This is a genomic window from Streptomyces sp. NPDC001407 (assembly GCF_042895325.1).
Lineage (GTDB): Bacteria > Actinomycetota > Actinomycetes > Streptomycetales > Streptomycetaceae > Streptomyces.
Window position 1 is genome coordinate 173,530 of sequence record NZ_JBIAWF010000011.1, and the last position, 21,971, is coordinate 195,500.

Genomic DNA, 21,971 nt, shown 5'->3' on the forward strand with positions numbered 1-21,971 from the left:
CCCGGGCCACGGGCGTGGTGCGGGTGGTGTCCTCAATCGCCGGACGGGCTGTCATTGCGCACCCACATCAGCCAACTCAAGCCCGTCCGGCGATTGAGGACATGCCCGAAGGGCATTCCCGCCGTAGGCGGCAGACGGTCCCCGGACTGGCGGCCACCCGCAGCCCACCGCCTAAGGTGGCCGCATGCCCACGCTGATCCTGCTCCGGCACGGCCGGTCCACCGCCAACACCGGCGGAGTCCTCGCAGGGTGGACCCCCGGCGTCGCCCTGGACGAGCGCGGCGCCGCCCAGGCCGCCGCCCTCCCCGCCCGGCTCGCGCAGCTCCCGCTCGCCGCCGCCGTCACCAGCCCGCTCCAGCGCTGCCGGGAGACCCTCGCACCGCTGCTCGCCGCCCGGCCCGCGCTGCCCGTGCACACCGACGACCGGATCGGCGAGTGCCACTACGGCGACTGGTCCGGCCGCAAGATCGCCGAACTCACCGAGGAACCCCTCTGGGAGGTCGTCCAGCGGCACCCCTCCGCCGCGGCCTTCCCCGGCGGCGAGTCCGTACGCGCCATGCAGGCACGCGCCCTGGACGCCGTGCGGGAGTGGAACGCCCGGATCGAGGAGGAGCACGGCCCCGAGGCCGTCTACGTCATGTGCTCGCACGGCGACATCATCAAGTCCCTCGTCGCCGACGCCCTCGGCACCCACCTCGACCTCTTCCAGCGCATCGCGGTCGACCCCTGCTCGGTCACGGCCATCCGCTACACCCGGCTGCGCCCCTTCCTGGTGCGCCTCGGTGACACCGGTGACCTGCGCGGTCTCGCCCCGGCCGAGGAGCCGCCCGCCGTGCCCGGCGTCGACGGTGTCGTGGGGGGCGGGGCGGGAGCACCGTGATCGCCGTGCGCAGTAGGGTGGTGACGCGGCCCCGGCCGCCGCTTCACCCGTGATCAGCGCGCACGGAAGGCCGGCTCCCCAGCCGTTTCGCCGGCCGCCTTGAAGACCACCCGCCGACCACCCGAACCAAAGGGAGCAGGACGTTGTCCCGTCAGGTGTTCCTCTATGACCCGCCGGACCGTTTCGTCGCCGGTACGGTCGGGCTGCCGGGCCGCCGCACTTTCTTCCTCCAGGCCACCGCGGCCGGCCGGACCACCAGCGTCGCCCTGGAGAAGGCGCAGGTGGAGGCGCTCGCCGAGCGCATCGACGAGCTGCTGGACGAGGTCGTCCGGCGCACCGGCGGCAATGCCCCGGTGCCGGCCGTGGCCCCGACCGAGATCAGCGACACCGCGCCGCTCCAGACGCCCGTCGAGGAGGAGTTCCGGGTCGGCACCATGGCCCTGGCCTGGGACGGCGAGGGCCAGCGGATGATCGTGGAGGCCCAGGCGCTCGTCGAGCTGGACGCGGACACCGACGAGGACCTGGCCGAGGCCGAGGAGCGGCTGCTCCAGGACGAGGCGAACGGCCCGCCCATGCTGCGCGTACGGCTCACCGGCGCGATGGCCCGCGCGTTCGCCAAGCGGGCCCTGGAGGTCGTCAACGCCGGCCGCCCGCCCTGCCCCCTGTGCAGCCTGCCGCTCGATCCGGAGGGACACGTATGTCCGCGCCAGAACGGATACCGCCGCGGAGCGTGACCCCGCACGAGCTGCTCACCCTGGGCGAGCTCACGGTGCGCGGCCGGGTCCGCGAGGCGTCCAACGCCGTCCTCTACTGCACGGTCGAGTACGAGGGCGTGAGCGCCGCCTGTGTCTACAAACCTGTCGCCGGGGAGCGCCCCCTGTGGGACTTCCCCGACGGCACGCTCGCCCAGCGCGAGGTGGCCGCCTACGAGCTCTCCGAGGCCATGGGGTGGGGGCTCGTCCCGCCCACGGTGCTGCGGGACGGCCCGTACGGCGAGGGCATGGTCCAGCTGTGGGTCGAGGCGTCCGAGGACGCGGCCGACGGCCGGCTCCTCGCCCTCGTCGACGGCGAGGAGCCCGGTCAGGGCTGGAAGGCCGTGGGCTTCGCCGACGTGGGGGAGGAGCGCACCGCGCTGCTCGTGCACGCCGACGACGAGCGGCTGCGCCGCCTCGCCGTGCTCGACGCGGTGATCAACAACGGTGACCGCAAGGGCGGCCACCTGCTGCCCGCCGCCGACGGCCGGCTCTACGCCATCGACCACGGCGTGACCTTCAACGCCGACGACAAGCTGCGCACGCTGCTGTGGGGGTGGGCGGGCGAACCGCTGCCCGAGGAGGCGATCGAGGCGCTACGGCGACTTTCGGCCGATCTGGCCGACGGGAGCCGGTTGGCCGGGCGGCTGGCCGAACTGATCACTCCTGCCGAGATCTCGGCTTTGCGGGAGCGGGTCGCGGATCTGCTGCGGACGGGGCGGCATCGGGAGCCGAGTGGGCAGTGGCCGGCGATTCCCTGGCCGCCGGTTTGACGCCCTGCGGGCGGCGCTTTTCTCTTCCCCAGCCCCGCCCCTTCCCGAAACCGGGGAGACCCCGGACCCCAACCCGGCTTCGCCGGGTGTCCTCAAACTCCCCCAGCTACCTCCCCCAGACTCCGTCCGGGGGTGCCCCCAGAGGTGCCCCCAACGGGCTGGATTTCACGGACCGTAGCCAGCGAAATCAGCCCGTCCGGCGTTTGAGGACGCGGCCGCAGGCCGCCCCCGCCGCAGGCGGCAACGGACCCGCACTCGGCAAACCGCTCACCCCAAAAGCACAGCGCCGCGCCCGACGCAAGACCCCACATTCGGCCAACAGCCGGATCCGGTTCGTATCCGGAACATGCGTCCGGTTACGCTCATGACATGCATGCCTGGCCCGCTTCTGAGGTTCCCGCCCTGCCTGGCAGTGGCCGCGACCTCCGGATCCACGACACCGCGACCGGTGGACGGGTGACCCTCGTCCCCGGCCCCGTCGCCCGTATCTATGTGTGCGGCATCACGCCGTACGACGCGACCCACATGGGTCACGCGGCGACCTACAACGCGTTCGACCTCGTGCAGCGCGTGTGGCTCGACACCAAGCGGCAGGTTCACTACGTCCAGAACGTCACCGACATCGACGACCCGCTGCTGGAGCGGGCCGTGCGTGACGGTGAGGACTGGACCGCCCTCGCCGAGCGTGAGACCGCACTCTTCCGCGAGGACATGACCGCCCTGCGGATGCTCCCGCCCCGGCACTACGTCGGCGCCGTGGAGTCGATACCGAAGATCGTCCCCATGGTGGAGCGGCTGCGCGACGCCGGTGCCGCCTATGAGCTCGAGGGCGACATCTACTTCTCCGTCGCCGCCGACCCCGCCTTCGGCAGCGTCTCCGGGCTCGACGCCGAGGCGATGCGGCTGCTGTCCGCCGAGCGCGGCGGCGACCCGGAGCGCCCCGGCAAGAAGAACCCCCTCGACCCGATGCTGTGGATGGCCGCCCGTCCGGGCGAGCCCAGCTGGGACGGGGCCTCCCTCGGCCCCGGCCGCCCCGGCTGGCACATCGAGTGCGTCGCCATCGCCCTCGAGCACTTCGGCATGGGCTTCGACCTCCAGGGCGGCGGCTCCGACCTGGTCTTCCCGCACCACGAGATGGGCGCCTCGCACGCCCAGGCGCTCACCGGCGAGCACCCCTACGCCCAGGCGTACGCCCACGCCGGCATGGTCGCCCTCGACGGCGAGAAGATGTCCAAATCCCGCGGCAACCTCGTCTTCGTCTCCGCGCTGCGCCGCGAGGGCGTCGACCCGGCCGCGATCCGGCTCGCCCTGCTGTCCCACCACTACCGCGCGGACTGGGAGTGGACGGACGCCGTCCTGACCGAGGCGCTGGAGCGGCTCGCCCGCTGGCGTGCCGCCGTCTCGCGTCCCGACGGGCCGTCGGCCGACGCCCTGGTGGAGGAGGTCCGCGAGGCCCTCGCGGACGACCTCGACGCGCCGCGTGCCCTCGCCGCCATCGACGCCTGGGCCGCGGCCCAGGCCGCCGACGGCGGCACGGACGAGGGAGCGCCGGGTCTGGTGTCCCGCACGGCGGACGCGCTGCTGGGCGTGGCGCTCTAGGAACGCTTTCCCACCCATGGCCGGACGGGTTGCTGTCGCAGCCCGTCCGGCCACTCGCGTAGAAGGGTGTGCCTCGTCGGCGCCACCCGCGGGATCACTCCGCGGCCGCGCCCACGTGCGGCTCCACCAGCTCGCGGTACGCGCTCGTGATGTCCTCGGCGAGCAGCGCCGTGATCTCCTCCCGCGTCGGCGTGCGGCCCTCCTCCAGGACGGCCGCGACCCGCAGATCCCGCACGGCGGCTGCCTTCTGGCAGAGTTCGCGGGCCAAGCGCCCGTTGCCGAGCTTCTCGCCGAGGTCCTGGCCGATCGCCTCGGCGAAGCACCCGGCGAGCACGGCCCTGGCGGCCGGCCCCACCGTGTCGCCCTGCTGGACGAGCAGCGACTCGGCTATGCGCAGCAGTTCGTCCGCCGAGTACGAGGGGAAGTCGACCCGGGTCGTGAAGCGCGAGGCCAGACCGGGGTTGGTGTCGAGGAGTTCGGCCATCTCCTTGCGGTAGCCCGCGAGGACCACCACCAGCCGGTCCCGGTCGTCCTCCGCCCGCTTCAGCAGCACCTGCACGGCCTCCGAGCCGAACGCGTCGCCGCCGTCGTAGCCGCTGTTGACCAGGGCGTACGCCTCGTCGATGAACAGCACGCCGTCCATGGCCGAGTCGATCGCCTCGGTCGTCTTGATGGCGGTCGCCCCGAGATACTGGCCGACCAGGTCGACGCGCTGTGCCTCGACGACGTGCCCGCTCTTGAGCAGGCCCAGCCCGGCGAAGACCTTGCCGATGATCCGGGCGACGGTCGTCTTGCCGGTGCCGGGTGGCCCGGCGAACACGAAGTGCCGGGGCCGCGCCGCCGCCGGCAGCCCCTGCTCCTCGCGCAGGGCCACCATGCGCAACTGCGCGATGAGCGTACGGACCTGATGCTTGACCGGCTCCAGGCCGATCATGGCGTCCAGCGCCTGCTGTGCCTCGGTGAGGAGCGCGGCGCGTGCCTGGTCCGGCACGGGTGCGGCGGGTGTAGCGGGTTTCGTGGCCGGAAGGGGGGCCTCCGCGGGGGCGTCGTCCTCGTCGTCGCCCTCTCCCAGCAACTCCTGGATCACCTCCGCCACGTCGGCCAGGTCCGGCTCCAGGCGGTGCGCGTGCCGGTAGTGCTCCAGCGCCGCGTCCGGATCGCCGAGCCCTTCGCACGCCGCCCCGCGGTAGTAGGACAGCTCGGCCTCGAACGCGCCGCCGGAATCCAGGTGCCGGGGCATCGGCGCCAGGATCCGCAGCGCCTCGTGGAATTCCGCGCGGTGCAGGTGGGCCGCCCCGACGTACAGGCCCGCCTCTTCGGCGACCAGCCCCTCGTCCTCGATGGCACGGGCCCACGTCAGCACCCCGGGCCGGTCGCCGGTCTCATGGGCGAGGCGGACGCGCAGCAGCCGGAACTGGTCGTTCTCGAAGGGCGGCCGGGACAGTGCCTCCGCCGCCCGCTCGTACTCCTCCTCCGCCAGCAGCTGGGCCACGTTCGCGAACCACAGGTCCTCCGCGATCACGAGCCGCGCCTGGACGTACACGCCGACCCAGTACCACGACTCCAGCGGCATGCCGTACTTCTGCCGCAGGGCACCGAAGCCGGCGACGTGCTCGTTCATCGCCGCGAGGGCCTCCTCCTGGCGGTGGCCCGTGGCGTGCAGGCCCAGCCAGGCGTCGGTGGCGGTGGGGTCGTGCTGCACAGCCTCCTCGAACAGCGTGGCGGCGTCGTCGAACTCGTCCCTCCGCAGCAGCACCATCCCCTGCTTCCAGGCGCGTTCGGCCTTCTTCGCGGAACGGTGGCCCTCGAAGGCTCCCAGCACAGCTTCTCCCCACTCACACGCGACCCGGCCGACCGGGCCGCCGCCCAGGCACCGATCATCCCAGGGCCGTGACCAGGGCCGTGACCAGGGGCGAAGCCGGGCCCGGCCCCTCATGTGGCCCCGGACGGAGCAGTCCCCCTCGGTCCCCGGTTGCGCCGCCGAGGGCCCCCGCGCGCAATGGGAGGGTCATGTCCGAGCACGCGTGGGACCGGCGGCACTTCCTCGGCACCGTCGCCGGGGCGGGCGCCGGCGCGGTCGTCGCCGGGTGTTCCGGGCCGGACGGCCCACGGCGGCGGGAGCCGGGAGCCCGGGCGGTCACGGCGGAGAACGAGCGGCCGGGGGACCGCGACTGGGGGCTGCGGCGGGGCGCGGACCGGGCCGTCGAGGGGTATGCCGACCGGGTGAGCGTGCTGCCCGGCGAATCGCTGCGGCTGCATGTCTCCACCACCGCGCGGGAGTTCCGCGCCGAAGCCTTCCGCATGGGCTGGTACGGCGGTGCCCAGGCGCGCAAGGTGTGGGCCTCGGAGGCCATACCGGGCGCCGTGCAGCCGCTTCCCCGGGCCACCGGCGCCACCCGTACCGTCGCGGCCGCTTGGCGTCCCTCGCTGGAGGTCCCGACCCGGGGCTGGCCGGAGGGCGCGTACCTGATCCGGCTCACCGCCGCCTCCGGGGAGCAGCGGTACGTGCCGGTGACCGTGCGTTCCTCGCGTACGGACGGCAAGCTCGTGCTCGTCAACGCGGTCGGCACGTGGCAGGCGTACAACACTTGGGGCGGCCACAGCCTCTATCACGGCCCCGGCGGCAAGGGCGACGACACCAACCGGTCGCTGGCGGTCAGTTGCGACCGCCCCTACGACGGCGACGGCGCCCCGCTGTTCACGACGTACGAGCAGCCGGCCATCGCCCTCGCCGAGCGGCTGGGCCTGCCGCTCGCGTATGTGACGACGATGGACATCGACCGCGATCCGCGTCTGCTCAGCGGCGCGCACGGCGTCGTCTCGCTGGGGCACGACGAATACTGGACGCCCGCGATGCGCGCCCGGGTCACGGCCGCGCGCGACGCGGGCACCAACCTCGCCTTCCTGGGCGCGAACGCCTGCTTCCGGCGCATCCGCCTGGAGAGCACGGCCACCGGCGACCGCCGCCTGGTCGTCTGCTACAAGAGCGACTGGGCGCTGGACCCGATGTGCGGCAAGGACGACACCGCCGTCACCACCGACTGGCGCGAGCCCCCGCACGCGCTGCCGGAGAACTCGCTGACCGGGACGCTCTACGAATCCAACCCGACGACCGCCGACTACGTCGTGACCCAGCCCGGGCACTGGCTCTTCGAAGGCACCGGGGCCGGCCACGGCACGAGCTTCCGCAACCTCGTCGGCACCGAGTACGACCGCGTGGGCGCCGGAGGGGCCACCCCGCGTCCGATCGAGATCGTCGCCCACTCCCGGCTGGTGTGCCGGGGCGTACGGACCTACGCCGACTCCGCCTACTACACGGCACCCGGCGGCGCGGGCGTCTTCAACACCGGCACCATGCGCTGGGTGGAGTCCCTCACCGGCGACGGCACCCACGGCATCCCACCGGCCACCGCGCGCTTCACGGCCCAGGTCACCGCCAACGTCCTGCGGATCTTCGCGAGCGGCCCGGCCGCGCGCACGCACCCGGCGGTGGACAACCTCGCGGCCCACGATCCGTACGACGGCGACCCGGTCTCGGCCCGGCGGGACCTGTGGTGACCGACGGCCGCGACAGGCGCCCCCTCACCCCTCCCGCAGCGCGCCCTTGAGCGTCTGGTCCCGGTAGGCGCAGAAGACGCGCTCCGGAGACGAGTAGTAGAACCACGGAGCCGCGCCCACATGGCCGTCCACCTGGCGGAACTGCTCCAGGGCCGCCTGGTGGCGGCCCGCCTTGGTGAGGAAGTACGCCAGCAGGTGCCGGACTTCCGCGATCCTCGGGTGGGCCGGGTGCGCCGCCGCGACATCGGCCAGCGCGGCTTCCACCATCGCCGTCACCTCCGGCCAGCCGTATGCCTCGGCCGGTGCCTTGTCGTCGTGGTGTTCGTACCAGCTGAGCAGCGGGAGCACCGTGAGCAGGCTGCCGCGTGGGCTCGCCGCCACCGCCTGGGCCGCGAAGTCCCGCGCGATGTCCTCGGAGCCCCGCCACTTCGCGCACCAGAACTGCAGGGCACGCCAGTGCGCTTCGTAGTGGTACGGGGCGCGGGCGGTGACCTCGGCCCACAGCTCGCGCATCGCCTCGTGCGGGGCACCGAGACCCATGTACAGCGGGATCTGCAGGAGATACGGGGTGGGGTCGCCCGGCTGGGCCAGGGACACCGCCCGCGCGAAGTCCTCCCGGGCCTCGCCCAGCACCCGGTGGAAGCCGGCGAACTGCTCCGCCGTGGTGTTCTTCGCCCAGTCACCGCCACGGATCTCCCAGGCCAGCGAGACCTTCGCGGTGGCGTGGACCACCGCCGCGCCCGGGTCGTCGGGGTGCGCGGCCTGCCAGGCCCGCAGCCAGGCGTCGTCCTCGGACGCGTGGTCCGCGATGACGCCGACGAGGTAGGAGCGGCGCTCCCAGTCCGTGCCCGTGGCGGCGAGAGCCTGGGCCGCGGGCAGCCAGTCGCCCCGGGCGAGGGCCGCCGACACGGCCTCCGCCGCGGGGTCGGGGGCGGCCCACTTCGTGTTCTGCCGCTCCGGCGGCAGCAGGCCGGCACCGGCAAGGGCAGCCTCGGCATTGAGCTTCGCCGCGCGTCTCCTGGACCGCAGCCAGTAGAAGAGGATGAGCGCGAGGACGATGAGGGGGAAGATTCTCATGTGGGTGTTTCCGCGATCCGATCGTGTGGGTCCGTGGGTCCGTGGGTTCAGCGAGCGGTGAGGACGCGCAGCGGTGCCGTGTCCGGGACGTCCGCGAGAGCGGCCCGTACCGCCGTGGCCACCGCCTCCCGCGCGTCGGCCGGGTCCTCGGCTCCCGGCAGCCGCAGCCGGGAGGAGGACAGGGACCAGGACAGCTCCCAATAGGCCCCCGCCCGCTCCACGAGGGCCAGTTCGGTCAGCCGGGCCGTGCCTGCCGCCAGCGCCGGGCGCAGGAATTCCCGCGCCGCGCGGCCCGTCGCCCGTGCGGCCTCCGGCGACTTGGGCAGATGGCCGGCGATCTGCCACAGCAGCCCGGCGTCGGCGGCGTCGAGGAGCGCCCGGAGGTCTCCCGCGGCGCTGCCCGTGGCCACCCCCGCCTCCGCCAGCGCCGTCCGCAGCGGCTCGGCGGCCGCCTCCGTCAGCGCGTACATCGCCCGGTGCGTCAGCTCCGGCCACGCCACCCGCTCCATGGCCAGTGCCTCGGGCGTGAGGACGGTGCCTTCCAGGTCCACCAGCACCCGTTCGACATCCCGCAGCAGCGTCAGCGCGGGCCGCGCCGGGTCCGTCGCCGCGGCGTCGGCGGGCAGCGCCTCGATCAGCCGCACCCGCTCGGCCACCGGCGGGTGCGAGTCGTACGGAGAGACCTCGGCGGGCGGCAGTTCGCCGCGCAACTCCGCCAGGCCGGACCGCCGGTGCGGGTCGGCGAGCAGGTGCCGCAGGCCACCGCAGAACTCGCCGCGCGGCGGGAGGAGACCCGCCTCGACGCCCAGCATGGCGTAGCGCTCCAGATAGTGGTCGTGGGCGGCGTCGAGGACCGCGATCTCCCGCAGCGCCGAGGCCGTGGCGTCCCGGCCCGCGACGCGGGCGGCCACCAGGTCGGCGGCGAGCTCCTGCTGCCGGCCCACGCTGTGCGTCGCCCGCAGATACCACTTCGCGTACGCCTGGAACGGCTTGGCCATCATGCGATAGCCGAACCCGGCGCCGCGGGTGTCGACCTGCTTGGCCTTCTTGCCCTTGCGCACCGCCTTGGCGGCCGCCCGCTCCTGCTTGGAGCGTTCCTTGCCGATCCGCTTCTGCTCCTGCTCCTGGAAGGCCGCCACCGTCCGCAGCACGCTGTCGCGGCCGCGCAGGGTGATGCCGGCCAGGCGGGTGTCCGCGTTGCCGTAGTGGGCGAGCTCGTGAGCGATCACGGAACGCAGCTGCCGCTCGGTCAGGCCGATCAGCAGCGGCATGCCGATGTAGAGGCGCCGCCGGCCGGGCAGCAGGCCCAGCAGCCGGGCGTCCTCGGAGACGGCCGCGTTCACGTCCCCGGCGAGGAGGATCTCGTCGGGCGCCCGGGTGCCCGACGTCTCGGCCAACGAGCGGACGGTACGCCACAGTTCGGGCTGCTCGGCCTCGGTGACCGGCAGTCCGGCCTTCTCGTCCCCGTCGGTCCTGCCGAACGCGAACACGCCCCGGAGGACCGGAAAGCCGAACAGGAAGGAGAAGAAGGTCACCTTGGCCGCGGCCAGTCCGGGTGCCCGCGTCCACGCCACGACGTCGACCGCGGCGAACGCGCCGACCACGACGAAGGCGAGCAGGTAGAAACCGGCCAGCAGGACAAGTGCGCGCAAGGCGCGCGGAGATGCGCCCACAGGGCAGAGTCCCCCCACATATGAAGAAATAGAGTAAGGGGATCATAAGTGCGATTCCCGGGCTGTCCAGGTCTATTTCGCTGCTCGCCGAATTCCGGCCGGGGAAAGTCCAGGCGCGCCCGCCGAGAATCCATGGACAGGCACCCGCCCGCCTCACTAAGCACGCCTGCATGAGCTCACCGACACGACGCAGGAGAACACCGACCCGACTGAGAGCGGCCGTGGCCACCGCCCTCCTCGGGCTCGCGGCGGCGCTCGCCGGACCCGTCGGGCTCGCGCACGGCTCCCCGGGCGGTGGCACGGAGCGGACGACCGTCGGCGACGTCACCGGCTTCGCGGCCGACGGGCCCGCCTCCTACCGGCTGACCGCCGGGACGGCCCGGGCGCGCGTCACCTTCGTCTCCGCCGGCACGTTCCGCATCGAACTCGCCCCCGACGGCACCTTCACCGACCCCACCGGCAAGGACATCGTCCTGCCGCAGGGCCCGCCGCCCCGGACCCGCTGGAAGGACAAGGGCGACCGCTACGAACTGAGCACCTCCGCGGTCACCCTGCGCGCCTACAAGTCCCCGCTGCGCTTCGAACTCCGCCGCGCGGACGGCACCCGCGTCTGGGCGGAGACCAAGGGGCTGAGCTGGGACAAGGACAGCACGACTCAGACCCTCGCCCGCGGCGCGCACGAGCAGTTCTACGGCGGCGGGATGCAGAACGGCCGCGGCAACACCTCGCACCGCGGCAGGACGGTCGAGGTCGGCGTCGACTACAACTGGGACGACGGAGGCCACCCCAACTCCGTGCCCTACTACCTCTCCTCGGCCGGATACGGCGTCTACCGCAACACCTACGCCCCCGGCACCTACGCCTTCGACGACCCCGTGACGGCCACCGAGAAGGAGCGGCGCTTCGACGCCTACTACTTCGCCGGACCCACGGCCAAGGACGTCATCGGGCAGTACACCCAGCTGACCGGCCGCCCCTTCCTGCCGCCGGTCTACGGGCTGGAGATCGGCGACTCCGACTGCTATCTGCACAACGCCAACCGCGGCGAACGTCACACCCTGGACGCCCTGAAGGTGGCCGACGGCTACACGGCCAACGACATGCCCAACGGCTGGATGCTCGTCAACGACGGCTACGGCTGCGGCTACGAGAACCTGCCCGAGGTGAACAAGGGCCTCGCCGAGCACAGGACGAAGATGGGCCTGTGGACCCAGGACGGCCTGGCCAAGCTCGCCGACCAGGTCAAGGCCGGCCAGCGGGTGGCCAAGCTCGATGTCGCCTGGGTCGGCGACGGCTACAAGTTCGCCCTCGACGGCTGCAAGGACGCCTACAAGGGCATCGAGGACAACAGCGACGCCCGCGGCTTCACCTGGGCGCCGGAGAGCTGGTCGGGCGCGCAGCGCTGCGGGGTCCAGTGGTCGGGTGACCAGAAGGGCTCGTGGGAGTACATCCGCTGGCAGATCCCGACGTACGCGGGCGCGACCATGTCCGGGCTCGCGTACACCACCGGTGACGTCGACGGCATCTTCGCCGGCAGCCCCAAGACGTACGTCCGCGACCTCCAGTGGAAGGCGTTCCTGCCGGCCGTGATGACCATGGACGGCTGGGCGCCCAGCGACAAGCAGCCCTACCGGTACGGCGATCCGTACACCTCGATCAACCGCAAGTACCTCAAGCTCAAGGAGTCGCTGCTGCCCTACATGTACTCCTACGCGGCGGAGGCGCACCGCACGGGCGTCGGCCCGGTGCGGCCGCTCGCGCTGGAGTACCCGGACGACCCCAAGGCGTCGTCCGACGCCGCCAAGTACGAGTTCCTGTCGGGCCGGGACTTCCTCGTGGCGCCGGTCTACGCGGACACCGAGGTCCGCGACGGCATCTATCTGCCCAAGGGCACCTGGACCGACTACTGGACGGGCCGCACGTACGAGGGCCCGCGGACGCTGGACGGATACCGCGCCCCGCTCGACACCCTGCCGCTGTTCGTGAGGGCCGGGGCCAGCGTCCCGATGTGGCCCGGGATCCGCTCGTACGAGGACCGCACGCCGTCGTCACCGCTGGCCTGGGACGTCTATCCGCAGGGCCGGTCGTCGTTCACGCTCTACGAGGACGACGGCGTCACCCGGGCCCACCGCTCGGGCGCCTACGCCCAGCAGAAGCTGACGGTCCACGCGCCGCGGGAGGGGCGGGGCACGGTCACCCTGGACGTCGGCGCGTCCAAGGGCGACTTCCACGGCAAACAGACCGCCCGGCCGTACGAGTTCATGGTCCACGGCGGCACGGTGCCGAGGTCGGTGACCCTGGACGGCCACGCCCTGCCCCGGCTGTCCGGCGCGGGCGGCCAGGGCGCGGGCTGGTGGTACGACGCGGCCGACCGCGGCGGCGTCGTACACGTGAGAACGGCCGCACTGCCGACGGACCGGGCGTTCACGGTGGCACTGAGGGGAGCGAGCGCGCTCTGACCGGCTGCGGTGGCCCGGGGGAGCGCCCCGGGCCACCGGCCTTGCTGTGCTTTCCCGGGGGCAGCCCCGGACCCCGGCCTCGTGGAGACGGCGCCCAGCCACAACCCAGCCCGGCCGGCGTTTGAGGCCGCGCCCGCAGGGCGCTCCCGCCGCAGGCGGCGAACCGGCCTGCGGATGGCAACGGGGAGCAGCGATGCCGGGGTCCCAGCCTGCGGCAACGCCGCTCCCGCCGCAGGCGGCGAACCGGCCCGCGGCCGACAACGGTGAGCAACCACCCCGGAGCCCCGGCCCGGCACACAGCCGCTACCGCGCGTTGAAGTACTTCGCCTCCGGGTGGTGGATCACGATCGCGTCCGTCGACTGCTCCGGGTGCAGCTGGAACTCCTCCGAGAGGTGGACGCCGATGCGCTCCGGCTCCAGGAGGGTGGCGATCTTGCCGCGGTCCTCGAGGTCGGGGCAGGCGCCGTAGCCCAGGGAGAAGCGGGCACCGCGGTACTTCAGCGCGAACATGTCCTCGACGTCGGCCGGGTCCTCGCCCGCGAAGCCGAGCTCGGAGCGGACGCGGGCGTGCCAGTATTCGGCGAGGGCCTCGGCCAACTGCACGGACAGGCCGTGCAGTTCGAGGTAGTCGCGGTAGGCGTCGGCGGCGAAGAGCTCCGCCGTGGCCTCGCCGATGCGGGAGCCGACGGTGACGACCTGGAGGCCCACGACGTCGGTCTCGCCGGATTCCTCCGGGCGGAAGAAGTCCGCGAGGCACAGCCGGCGCCCGCGCCGCTGGCGCGGGAAGGTGAAACGGGTGCGCTCGGTGCCGTCCTCGTGGAGGAGGATCAGGTCGTCGCCCTTGGAGACGCAGGGGAAGTAGCCGTAGACGACGGCCGCTTCGAGGAGGTTCTCCGTGTGGAGCTTCTCCAGCCAGCCGCGCAGCCGCGGCCGGCCCTCGGTCTCGACGAGCTCCTCGTAGGTCGGGCCGCCCGCGCGGGCCTGCTTGAGCCCCCACTGACCCTTGAAGAGCGCGCCCTCGTCGAGCCAGGAGGCGTAGTCCTTCAGGCCGATGCCCTTGATGACGCGGGTGCCCCAGAAGGGCGGCTCGGGGACGCGGTTGTCCACGGCCACGTCCGACCGTACGGCGCCCTCCGGCTCCTCGACGACGGCCGCGGCGGCCTCCCGCTTGGGCACCCGCCGCTGCTTGAGCTCCGGCAGCGTCGCCCCCGGCACACCCCGCTTGACCGCGATCAGGGCGTCCATCAGCCGCAGGCCCTCGAAGGCGTCGCGGGCATAGCGGACCTCGCCCTCGTAGATCTCGTGCAGGTCCTGCTCGACGTAGGCGCGGGTGAGGGCCGCGCCGCCGAGGATCACGGGGTAGTCGGCCGCCAGCTTGCGCTGGTTCAGCTCCTCCAGGTTCTCCTTCATGATCACGGTGGACTTCACCAGGAGCCCGGACATGCCGATCACATCGGCCCGGTGCTCCTCGGCGGCCTCCAGGATCGCGGAGACGGGCTGCTTGATGCCGAGGTTGACGACGTTGTAGCCGTTGTTGGAGAGGATGATGTCGACGAGGTTCTTGCCGATGTCGTGGACGTCGCCGCGGACGGTGGCCAGCACGATGGTGCCCTTGCCCTCCGCGTCGGACTTCTCCATGTGCGGTTCGAGATAGGCGACGGCCGACTTCATGACCTCGGCCGACTGGAGGACGAACGGCAGCTGCATCTGGCCGGAGCCGAACAGCTCGCCGACCACCTTCATGCCTTCGAGCAGGGTGTCGTTGACGATGTCGAGGGCGGGGCGGTCGCGCAGCGCCTCGTCCAGGTCGGCCTCCAGGCCGTTCTTCTCGCCGTCGATGATGCGGCGCTGGAGCCGCTCGTCCAGAGGCAGCGCGAGGAGCTCCTCGGCCTTGCCCGCCTTCATGGACTTCATGTTGACGCCCTCGAAGAGCTCCATGAGCTTCTGCAGGGGGTCGTAGCCCTCGGCGCGCCGGTCGTAGATGAGGTCGAGGGCGACCTTGACCTGCTCCTCCTCCAGGCGCGCGATCGGCAGGATCTTGCTCGCGTGCACGATCGCCGAGTCCAGGCCGGCCTTGACGCACTCGTCGAGGAAGACGGAGTTCAGCACGACGCGGGCGGCCGGGTTGAGGCCGAAGGAGATGTTGGAGAGACCCAGGGTGGTCTGCACCTCCGGGTGGCGGCGCTTGAGCTCCCGGATGGCCTCGATGGTGGCGATGCCGTCCTTGCGGGACTCCTCCTGGCCGGTGCAGATGGTGAAGGTCAGGGCGTCGATGAGGATGTCGCACTCGCGAATGCCCCAGTTGCCGGTCAGATCCGCGATGAGCCGCTCGGCGATGGCCACCTTGTTCTCGACCGTGCGGGCCTGGCCGTCCTCGTCGATGGTCAGCGCGATGAGCGCCGCCCCGTGCTCGGCGGCGAGGGCCGTCACCTTCGCGAAGCGGGACTCGGGGCCGTCGCCGTCCTCGTAGTTGACGGAGTTGATGACGGCGCGCCCGCCGAGCTTCTCCAGCCCGGCGCGCAGCACGTCGACCTCGGTGGAGTCGAGCACGATCGGGAGCGTGGAGGCGGTGGCGAAGCGGCCCGCGAGCTCCTCCATGTCGGCGACGCCGTCGCGGCCGACGTAGTCGACGCACAGGTCGAGCATGTGCGCGCCCTCGCGGATCTGGTCGCGGGCCATCTCCACGCAGTCGTCCCAGCGGCCCGCCAGCATCGCCTCGCGGAACTTCTTCGAGCCGTTGGCGTTGGTCCGCTCGCCGATCGCGAGGAAGGAGGTGTCCTGCCGGAAGGGCACGGTCTGATAGAGCGAGGCGGCGCCGGGCTCGGGGCGGGGCTCGCGCTCGGTGGGCCGCATGTCGCGGACGCGCTCGACGACCTGCCGCAGGTGCTCGGGCGTCGTGCCGCAGCAGCCGCCGACGAGCGAGAGCCCGTACTCCCGGACGAACGTCTCGTGCGCGTCGGCCAGTTCGGCCGGGCTCAGGGGGTAGTGCGCGCCGTCCTTGCCCAGGACCGGCAGGCCGGCGTTGGGCATCGCGGAGACGCGGGTGCGGGCGTGCCGGGACAGATAGCGCAGGTGCTCGCTCATCTCGGCCGGGCCGGTGGCGCAGTTCAGCCCGATCATGTCGATGCCCAGCGGCTCCAGGGCGGTGAGCGCGGCCCCGATCTCGGAGCCGAGGAGCATGGTGCCGGTGGTCTCCACGGTGACCTGGACCAGCAGCGGCAGGTCGGCACCGGCGGCTTCCAGGGCGCGCCGGGCGCCGACGACGGACGCCTTGGTCTGGAGCAGGTCCTGGGTGGTCTCGACCAGGATCGCGTCGGCGCCGCCGGCCACGAGGCCCTCGACGTTCTGCTGGTAGGCGTCACGGAGCTTGCCGTACGGGGCGTGGCCCAGGGTCGGCAGCTTGGTGCCCGGTCCGACCGAGCCCAGCACCCAGCGGGTGCGGCCGTCGCGGCCGGTGAAGTCGTCGGCGACCTCGCGGGCGATGCGCGCGCCCGCCTCGGAGAGTTCGAGGATGCGGTCGGCGACCTCGTACTCGCCGAGGGCCGCGAGGTTGGCGCCGAAGGTGTTGGTCTCCACGCAGTCGACGCCGACGGAGAAATACGCCTCGTGCACCGAGCGCACGATGTCCGGACGGGTGACGTTGAGGATCTCGTTGCAGCCTTCGAGCTGCTGGAAGTCGTCCAGACTGGGGTCCTGTGCCTGGAGCATCGTGCCCATGGCGCCGTCGGCCACCACGACCCGGGAGGCGAGGGCCTCCCGGAGTTCGGAGGCTCGGGCGGTGCTTGCGGTCGATGGCGTGAACGAGGCCATGGAAGTGCTCCCGGGGTTGCGACGGCTGTCGGCTTTGCGCCTTCCGGCAGAAGGCGCACGTCGTCAGCGTAGCCGCCGGATCCGCCGTTGGGAGGGGTGTCCCACGGCTTGATACGGCGACGACCATGGCCTGACCAGGCACGCTTGCTCTTCGAAAGATCATCCGAAGAGCCGTTGTCGGCTACCTCTCGGTCGGCATCGGCCGATAGTGTTCAGCATTGCCGAACGGCATGTGGAGGAGGTTGCGCGATGGCACGGACCATCCAGTCGCTCGAACGAGCGGCGGCGATGCTACGGCTGCTCGCGGGGGGCGAGCGACGGCTGGGGCTGTCGGACGTGGCCTCCGCGCTGGGGCTCGCGAAGGGGACCGCGCACGGCATTCTGCGGACCCTCCAGCAGGAGGGCTTCGTCGAGCAGGACCCCGCGTCGGGGCGCTATCAGCTCGGCGCGGAACTGCTCCGGCTGGGGAACAGCTATCTGGACGTGCACGAGCTGCGGGCCCGGGCGCTGGTCTGGGCGGACGACCTGGCGCGGTCCAGCGGCGAGAGCGTCTATCTGGGCGTGCTCCACCAGCAGGGCGTGCTGATCATCCATCACGTCTTCCGGCCCGACGACAGCAGGCAGGTGCTGGAGGTCGGCGCGATGCAGCCGCTGCACAGCACCGCGCTCGGCAAGGTGCTCTCGGCCTACGACCCGGTGGCGCACAGTGAGGTGACGGAGTCCGAGCGTGAGGCGTTCACCCCGCACACCGTGACCGGGCTGGCCGATTTCGAGAATGTGCTCGACCTCACCCGGGCCCGTGGGTGGGCCTCGGACGTCGAGGAGACCTGGGCGGGTGTGGCGTCGGTCGCGGCCCCCATCCACGACCGGCGGCGGATGCCCGTGGGGGCGGTGGGCATCACCGGTGCCGTGGAGCGGGTCTGCGAGGACGGCGAGCTGAGGGCACAGCTGGTCGCGGCCGTACGGGACTGCGCGCGGGCCGTCTCCCGGGACCTGGGGGCGGGGCGCTTCTAGCGTCGCGGGACGGCTGGGGGACCGGCGGACGCCGGGGGAGCGGGGCGTTAGGTCGCGGTTAGGTTACCGACGGGTATCGATCGAATGTTTTCGGCCTGTTGGACCGGACTTTTCGGTCACGAAACCCTTGACGCGCCCTTGACCGTGCAGAAAACTGCCGTTCATCGGTCGGCATTGTCGAACACCTAACGACAATATTCGCTATGGTGGGCATTGCCGCGGGACCGATCACCGCCCTCTCGGAGGGTGCGGACCACCGGAGGGACCCGGGGTTCGCCTTCCCCTGGACGAAGGACAAAGGAGTCGCGGGTGTCCAGCTCCGACATCTTCATCGGCGAGACCATCGGTACCGCCGTGCTCATCTTGCTGGGCGGTGGCGTCTGCGCCGCCGTCACCCTGAAGCGCTCGAAGGCGCTCAACGCGGGCTGGCTCGCCATCACATTCGGCTGGGGCTTCGCCGTGCTGACGGGGGCGTACATCGCCAACCCGTCCGGCGCGCACCTCAACCCCGCCGTGACGATCGGCCTCGCCATCGACGGCGCCACCAAGTGGAGCGACGTACCGCTCTACATCGGCTCCCAGATGCTCGGCGCGATGATCGGCGCCACGCTGGTGTGGGTCACGTACTACGGACAGTTCCGGGCCCACCTCACCGACCCGGAGATCGTCGGCAGCCTCAACCCCCAGGAGGGCATGGTCGACCAGACCGCGGCCCCCAAGGCCGGCCCGGTGCTCGGCATCTTCTCCACCGGACCCGAGGTCCGCAACGTCGTGCAGAACCTCGCCACGGAGATAATCGCCACCGCGGTGCTCGTGCTCGCGATCCTCACCCAGGGCCTCACCAAGGGCCTGGCCGTCAGTGGCACCGGCGTGCTGATGACCGCCTTCGTCGTCGTGGGGATCGGTCTCTCGCTCGGCGGCCCGACGGGCTACGCGATCAACCCTGCCCGTGACCTCGGCCCGCGTATCGTGCACGCGTTGCTGCCGCTGCCGAACAAGGGCGGCTCCGACTGGAGCTACGCCTGGATCCCGGTGGTCGGCCCGCTCGTAGGTGCCGCGCTGGCCGCAGGCATCCACAAGCTCGCGTACTGAGCACCCGCCGAGACCTTCAGACTTCCAGGAGCACACCAGACATGACCACCACCGGCACCCACGGCCAGGGCCCGTTCATCGCGGCGATCGACCAGGGCACCACCTCCTCCCGCTGCATCGTCTTCGACCGCGACGGACGCATCGTCTCCGTCGACCAGAAGGAGCACGAGCAGATCTTCCCGAAGCCGGGCTGGGTCGAGCACGACGCCGCCGAGATCTGGGCCAACGTCCAGCAGGTCTTGGCCGGCGCCGTCGAGAAGGCGGGCATCACCGCCGCCGACGTCAAGGCGATCGGCATCACCAACCAGCGTGAGACCACGCTGATGTGGGACAAGAACACCGGCGAGCCCGTCCACAACGCCATCGTCTGGCAGGACACCCGCACCGACGCGCTCTGCAAGGAGCTCGGCCGCAACGTCGGCCAGGACCGCTTCCGCCGCGAGACGGGCCTCCCGCTGGCCTCCTACTTCTCCGGCCCCAAGGTCCGCTGGCTGCTGGACAACGTCGAGGGCCTGCGCGAGCGTGCCGAGGCCGGCGACATCCTCTTCGGCACCATGGACTCCTGGGTCATCTGGAACCTGACCGGCGGCGTCGACGGCGGTGTCCACGTCACGGACGTCACCAACGCCTCGCGCACCATGCTGATGAACCTGCGCAAGCTGGAGTGGGACGACCGCATCCTCGCCTCCATGGGGATCCCGGCCGCCGTGCTGCCGGAGATCCGCTCCTCCGCCGAGGTCTACGGCAACGCCAAGGGCGGCGCCCTCGCCGGCGTCCCCGTCGCCTCCGCCCTCGGTGACCAGCAGGCCGCCCTCTTCGGCCAGACCTGCTTCGAGCAGGGCGAGGCCAAGTCGACCTACGGCACCGGCACGTTCATGCTGATGAACACCGGTGACGAGCCCGTCCAGTCCTACAACGGCCTGCTGACCACCGTCGGCTACCGCATCGGGAACGAGAAGCCGGTCTACGCCCTTGAGGGCTCCATCGCCGTCACCGGCTCCCTCGTGCAGTGGATGCGCGACCAGATGGGCCTCATCAAGAGCGCGGCCGAGATCGAGACGCTCGCCAGCTCCGTCGAGGACAACGGCGGCGCCTACTTCGTGCCGGCCTTCTCCGGCCTGTTCGCCCCCTACTGGCGCTCCGACGCGCGCGGTGTCATCGCGGGCCTGACCCGCTACGTCACCAAGGCGCACATCGCCCGCGCCGTGCTCGAGGCCACCGCCTGGCAGACCCGCGAGATCACCGACGCCATGACGAAGGACTCCGGCGTCGAGCTCACCGCGCTCAAGGTCGACGGCGGTATGACCTCCAACAACTTGCTGATGCAGACGCTCTCGGACTTCCTGGACGCCCCTGTGGTGCGCCCGATGGTCGCCGAGACCACCTGCCTCGGCGCCGCCTACGCCGCCGGCCTGGCCGTCGGCTTCTGGCCGGACACCGACGCCCTGCGTGCCAACTGGCGCCGGGCCGCCGAGTGGACCCCCCGCATGGACGCGGACACGCGTGACCGCGAGTACAAGAGCTGGCTCAAGGCCGTCGAGCGGACCATGGGCTGGATCGAGGACGAGGAGTAATCATGACAACCCCGCAGAGCGTTCCGACCCTGGGAACGCACCCGGCCTCCGGTGCCAACCCGGGCCGCGCCGAGACCCGGGAACGGCTGTCCAACGCGACGTACGACCTCCTGGTGATCGGCGGCGGCATCCTGGGCACCTCGGTGGCCTGGCACGCAGCGCAGGCCGGACTGCGGGTCGCCATGGTGGACGCCGGCGACTTCGCCGGCGCCACCTCCTCCGCTTCCTCCAAGCTCGTCCACGGCGGTCTGCGCTACCTGCAGACCGGCGCGGTCAAGCTGGTCGCGGAGAACCACCACGAGCGCCGGGTGCTGGCCAAGGACGTGGCCCCGCACCTGGTCAACCCGCTGACCTTCTACCTGCCGGTCTACAAGGGCGGCCCGGTCGGCGCCGCCAAGCTCGGCGCCGGCGTCTTCGCCTACTCCGCGCTGTCCGCCTTCGGCGACGGCGTCGGCAAGGTGATCTCCCCGGCCAAGGCCAAGGCCGACAACCCCGGTCTGCGCACGGACAACCTCAAGGCCGTGGCGGTCTACTACGACCACCAGATGAACGACTCGCGCGTCGCCGTCATGACGGTCCGCGCCGCCGTCGAGTCCGGTGCCGTGGTCCTCAACCACGCCGAGGTCACCGGTCTGCGCTTCACCCACGGCAAGGTCACCGGCGCCGAGCTCAAGGACCGCACGGACGGCGCCGAGTTCGGCATCGACGCGCGCGTCGTGCTCAACGCCACCGGCCCCTGGGTGGACCACCTCCGCAAGATGGAGGACAAGGGCGCGGACCCGTCGATCCGCCTCTCCAAGGGTGCGCACATCGTGATGAAGCGCAAGTCGCCCTGGAAGGCCGCCATGGCCACCCCGATCGACAAGTACCGCATCACCTTCGCCCTGCCGTGGGAGGACCAGCTCCTGCTGGGCACCACCGACACGCAGTACGAGGGCGACCCGGCGGACGTGCGCGCCACCGAGGCCGACATCCAGCAGATCCTGGACGAGGCGGCGTTCTCCATCCAGGACGCGGACCTCGACCGCGACCTGATGACGTACGCCTTCGCGGGCCTGCGCGTGCTGCCCGGTGGCCCCGGTGACGTGGCCCAGGCCAAGCGCGAGACCGTCGTCAGCGAGGGCAAGGGCGGCATGCTCTCCGTCGCCGGCGGCAAGTGGACCACCTACCGCCACATCGGCCGTACGGTCATGGCCAAGCTCGCCAAGCTGCCCGGCAGCCCGCTGACCGAGGACATGGAGCCCGTCTCCAACCTCGTCCGCCGGACCCCGCTGCCCGGTGTCGCCAACCCCAACGCGGTCGCCCACCGACTGCTGGTGGACCGCGACCCCGGCGCCCGCATGGACCCGCTGACCGCCCGCCACCTGGCCTCGCACTACGGCTCGCTGTCCTTCGACATCGCGCGCCTGGTCAACGAGAACCCGGAGCTCGGCGAGCGCATCCACCCCGACGGCCCCGAGATCTGGGCCCAGGTCGTCTACGCCCGTGACCACGAGTGGGCCGAGACGGTGGACGACGTCCTGCGCCGCCGCACGACCCTGACGATCCGCGGCCTCGACACCGAGGACGTCCGGGCGCGCGTCAAGGGCATGCTGGGCGACAAGGGCTGAAGCCCCCATCGCCGCTGAGGGGAGAGACGCCATCGGCCGTCTCTCCCCTCAGCGCTGTCCGCGGCGCAACTGACGGGTGCGGGATCGCGTCACTTCAGTG

The 21,971-nt window shown here is 72.0% G+C and carries 14 protein-coding genes; 10 read left to right on the top strand and 4 right to left on the bottom strand.

Translation table 11 applies throughout. The features are described from left to right. Positions 1-184 precede the first annotated feature (184 nt). From ACFY1P_RS17610 to mshC, 4 genes are all read left to right on the top strand, one after another. Positions 185-880, top strand: a complete 696-nt coding sequence (locus ACFY1P_RS17610; RefSeq protein WP_361533231.1) for a histidine phosphatase family protein — start codon at positions 185-187, stop codon at positions 878-880. A gap of 143 nt (positions 881-1,023) precedes the next feature. Beyond that, complete coding sequence (locus tag ACFY1P_RS17615) at positions 1,024-1,614, top strand: DUF3090 domain-containing protein (RefSeq protein WP_361533228.1); 591 nt, start codon at positions 1,024-1,026, stop codon at positions 1,612-1,614. Next, entirely contained in the window at positions 1,578-2,405 is an 828-nt protein-coding gene (locus ACFY1P_RS17620) for an SCO1664 family protein (protein ID WP_390751067.1), read from the top strand. Before ACFY1P_RS17615 ends, ACFY1P_RS17620 begins: the two co-directional genes overlap by 37 nt. A gap of 369 nt (positions 2,406-2,774) precedes the next feature. Further along, complete coding sequence (mshC, locus tag ACFY1P_RS17625) at positions 2,775-4,004, top strand: cysteine--1-D-myo-inosityl 2-amino-2-deoxy-alpha-D-glucopyranoside ligase (RefSeq protein ID WP_361529668.1); 1,230 nt, start codon at positions 2,775-2,777, stop codon at positions 4,002-4,004. 94 nt (positions 4,005-4,098) lie between these two features. On the opposite strand, the gene ACFY1P_RS17630 is transcribed toward mshC, so the two are convergent. Further along, a complete protein-coding gene (locus ACFY1P_RS17630; protein ID WP_390751068.1) occupies positions 4,099-5,826 on the bottom strand; it encodes an AAA family ATPase in 1,728 nt (575 codons plus the stop codon). 188 nt (positions 5,827-6,014) lie between these two features. On the opposite strand from ACFY1P_RS17630, the gene ACFY1P_RS17635 reads away from it, so the two are divergent. Further along, positions 6,015-7,562 (top strand): N,N-dimethylformamidase beta subunit family domain-containing protein, encoded by a 1,548-nt coding sequence (locus ACFY1P_RS17635; RefSeq protein ID WP_390751069.1) that lies wholly within the window; start codon positions 6,015-6,017, stop codon positions 7,560-7,562. A 24-nt stretch (positions 7,563-7,586) separates the two neighbouring features. Here the strand turns inward: ACFY1P_RS17635 and ACFY1P_RS17640 are convergent, their stop codons facing one another. Next, entirely contained in the window at positions 7,587-8,639 is a 1,053-nt protein-coding gene (locus ACFY1P_RS17640) for a hypothetical protein (protein WP_390751070.1), read from the bottom strand. A gap of 47 nt (positions 8,640-8,686) precedes the next feature. Then, positions 8,687-10,291, bottom strand: coding sequence for a M48 family metallopeptidase (locus tag ACFY1P_RS17645; RefSeq protein ID WP_361529656.1), 1,605 nt, complete (start codon positions 10,289-10,291; stop codon positions 8,687-8,689). Between the two features lie 191 nt (positions 10,292-10,482). On the opposite strand from ACFY1P_RS17645, the gene ACFY1P_RS17650 reads away from it, so the two are divergent. Continuing rightward, positions 10,483-12,771: a TIM-barrel domain-containing protein gene (locus ACFY1P_RS17650; protein WP_361529653.1), complete on the top strand. Its 2,289-nt coding sequence runs from the start codon at positions 10,483-10,485 to the stop codon at positions 12,769-12,771. 303 nt (positions 12,772-13,074) lie between these two features. Here ACFY1P_RS17650 and metH read toward each other — a convergent pair whose 3' ends face one another. Then, positions 13,075-16,581 carry a methionine synthase gene (metH, locus tag ACFY1P_RS17655; RefSeq protein ID WP_361529650.1) on the bottom strand — a complete coding sequence of 1,169 codons (3,507 nt, stop codon included), beginning with the start codon at positions 16,579-16,581 and terminating at the stop codon, positions 13,075-13,077. A 249-nt stretch (positions 16,582-16,830) separates the two neighbouring features. On the opposite strand from metH, the gene ACFY1P_RS17660 reads away from it, so the two are divergent. The 4 genes from ACFY1P_RS17660 (at position 16,831) to ACFY1P_RS17675 (ending at position 21,871) form a co-directional block, all read left to right on the top strand. Continuing rightward, positions 16,831-17,595 (top strand): IclR family transcriptional regulator, encoded by a 765-nt coding sequence (locus ACFY1P_RS17660; protein WP_361529647.1) that lies wholly within the window; start codon positions 16,831-16,833, stop codon positions 17,593-17,595. A 309-nt stretch (positions 17,596-17,904) separates the two neighbouring features. Beyond that, a complete protein-coding gene (locus ACFY1P_RS17665; RefSeq protein WP_361529644.1) occupies positions 17,905-18,687 on the top strand; it encodes an MIP/aquaporin family protein in 783 nt (260 codons plus the stop codon). Between the two features lie 41 nt (positions 18,688-18,728). Then, positions 18,729-20,261: a glycerol kinase GlpK gene (gene glpK, locus ACFY1P_RS17670; protein ID WP_390751071.1), complete on the top strand. Its 1,533-nt coding sequence runs from the start codon at positions 18,729-18,731 to the stop codon at positions 20,259-20,261. 2 nt (positions 20,262-20,263) lie between these two features. Further along, positions 20,264-21,871, top strand: coding sequence for a glycerol-3-phosphate dehydrogenase/oxidase (locus ACFY1P_RS17675; RefSeq protein ID WP_361529638.1), 1,608 nt, complete (start codon positions 20,264-20,266; stop codon positions 21,869-21,871). Positions 21,872-21,971 lie beyond the last annotated feature (100 nt).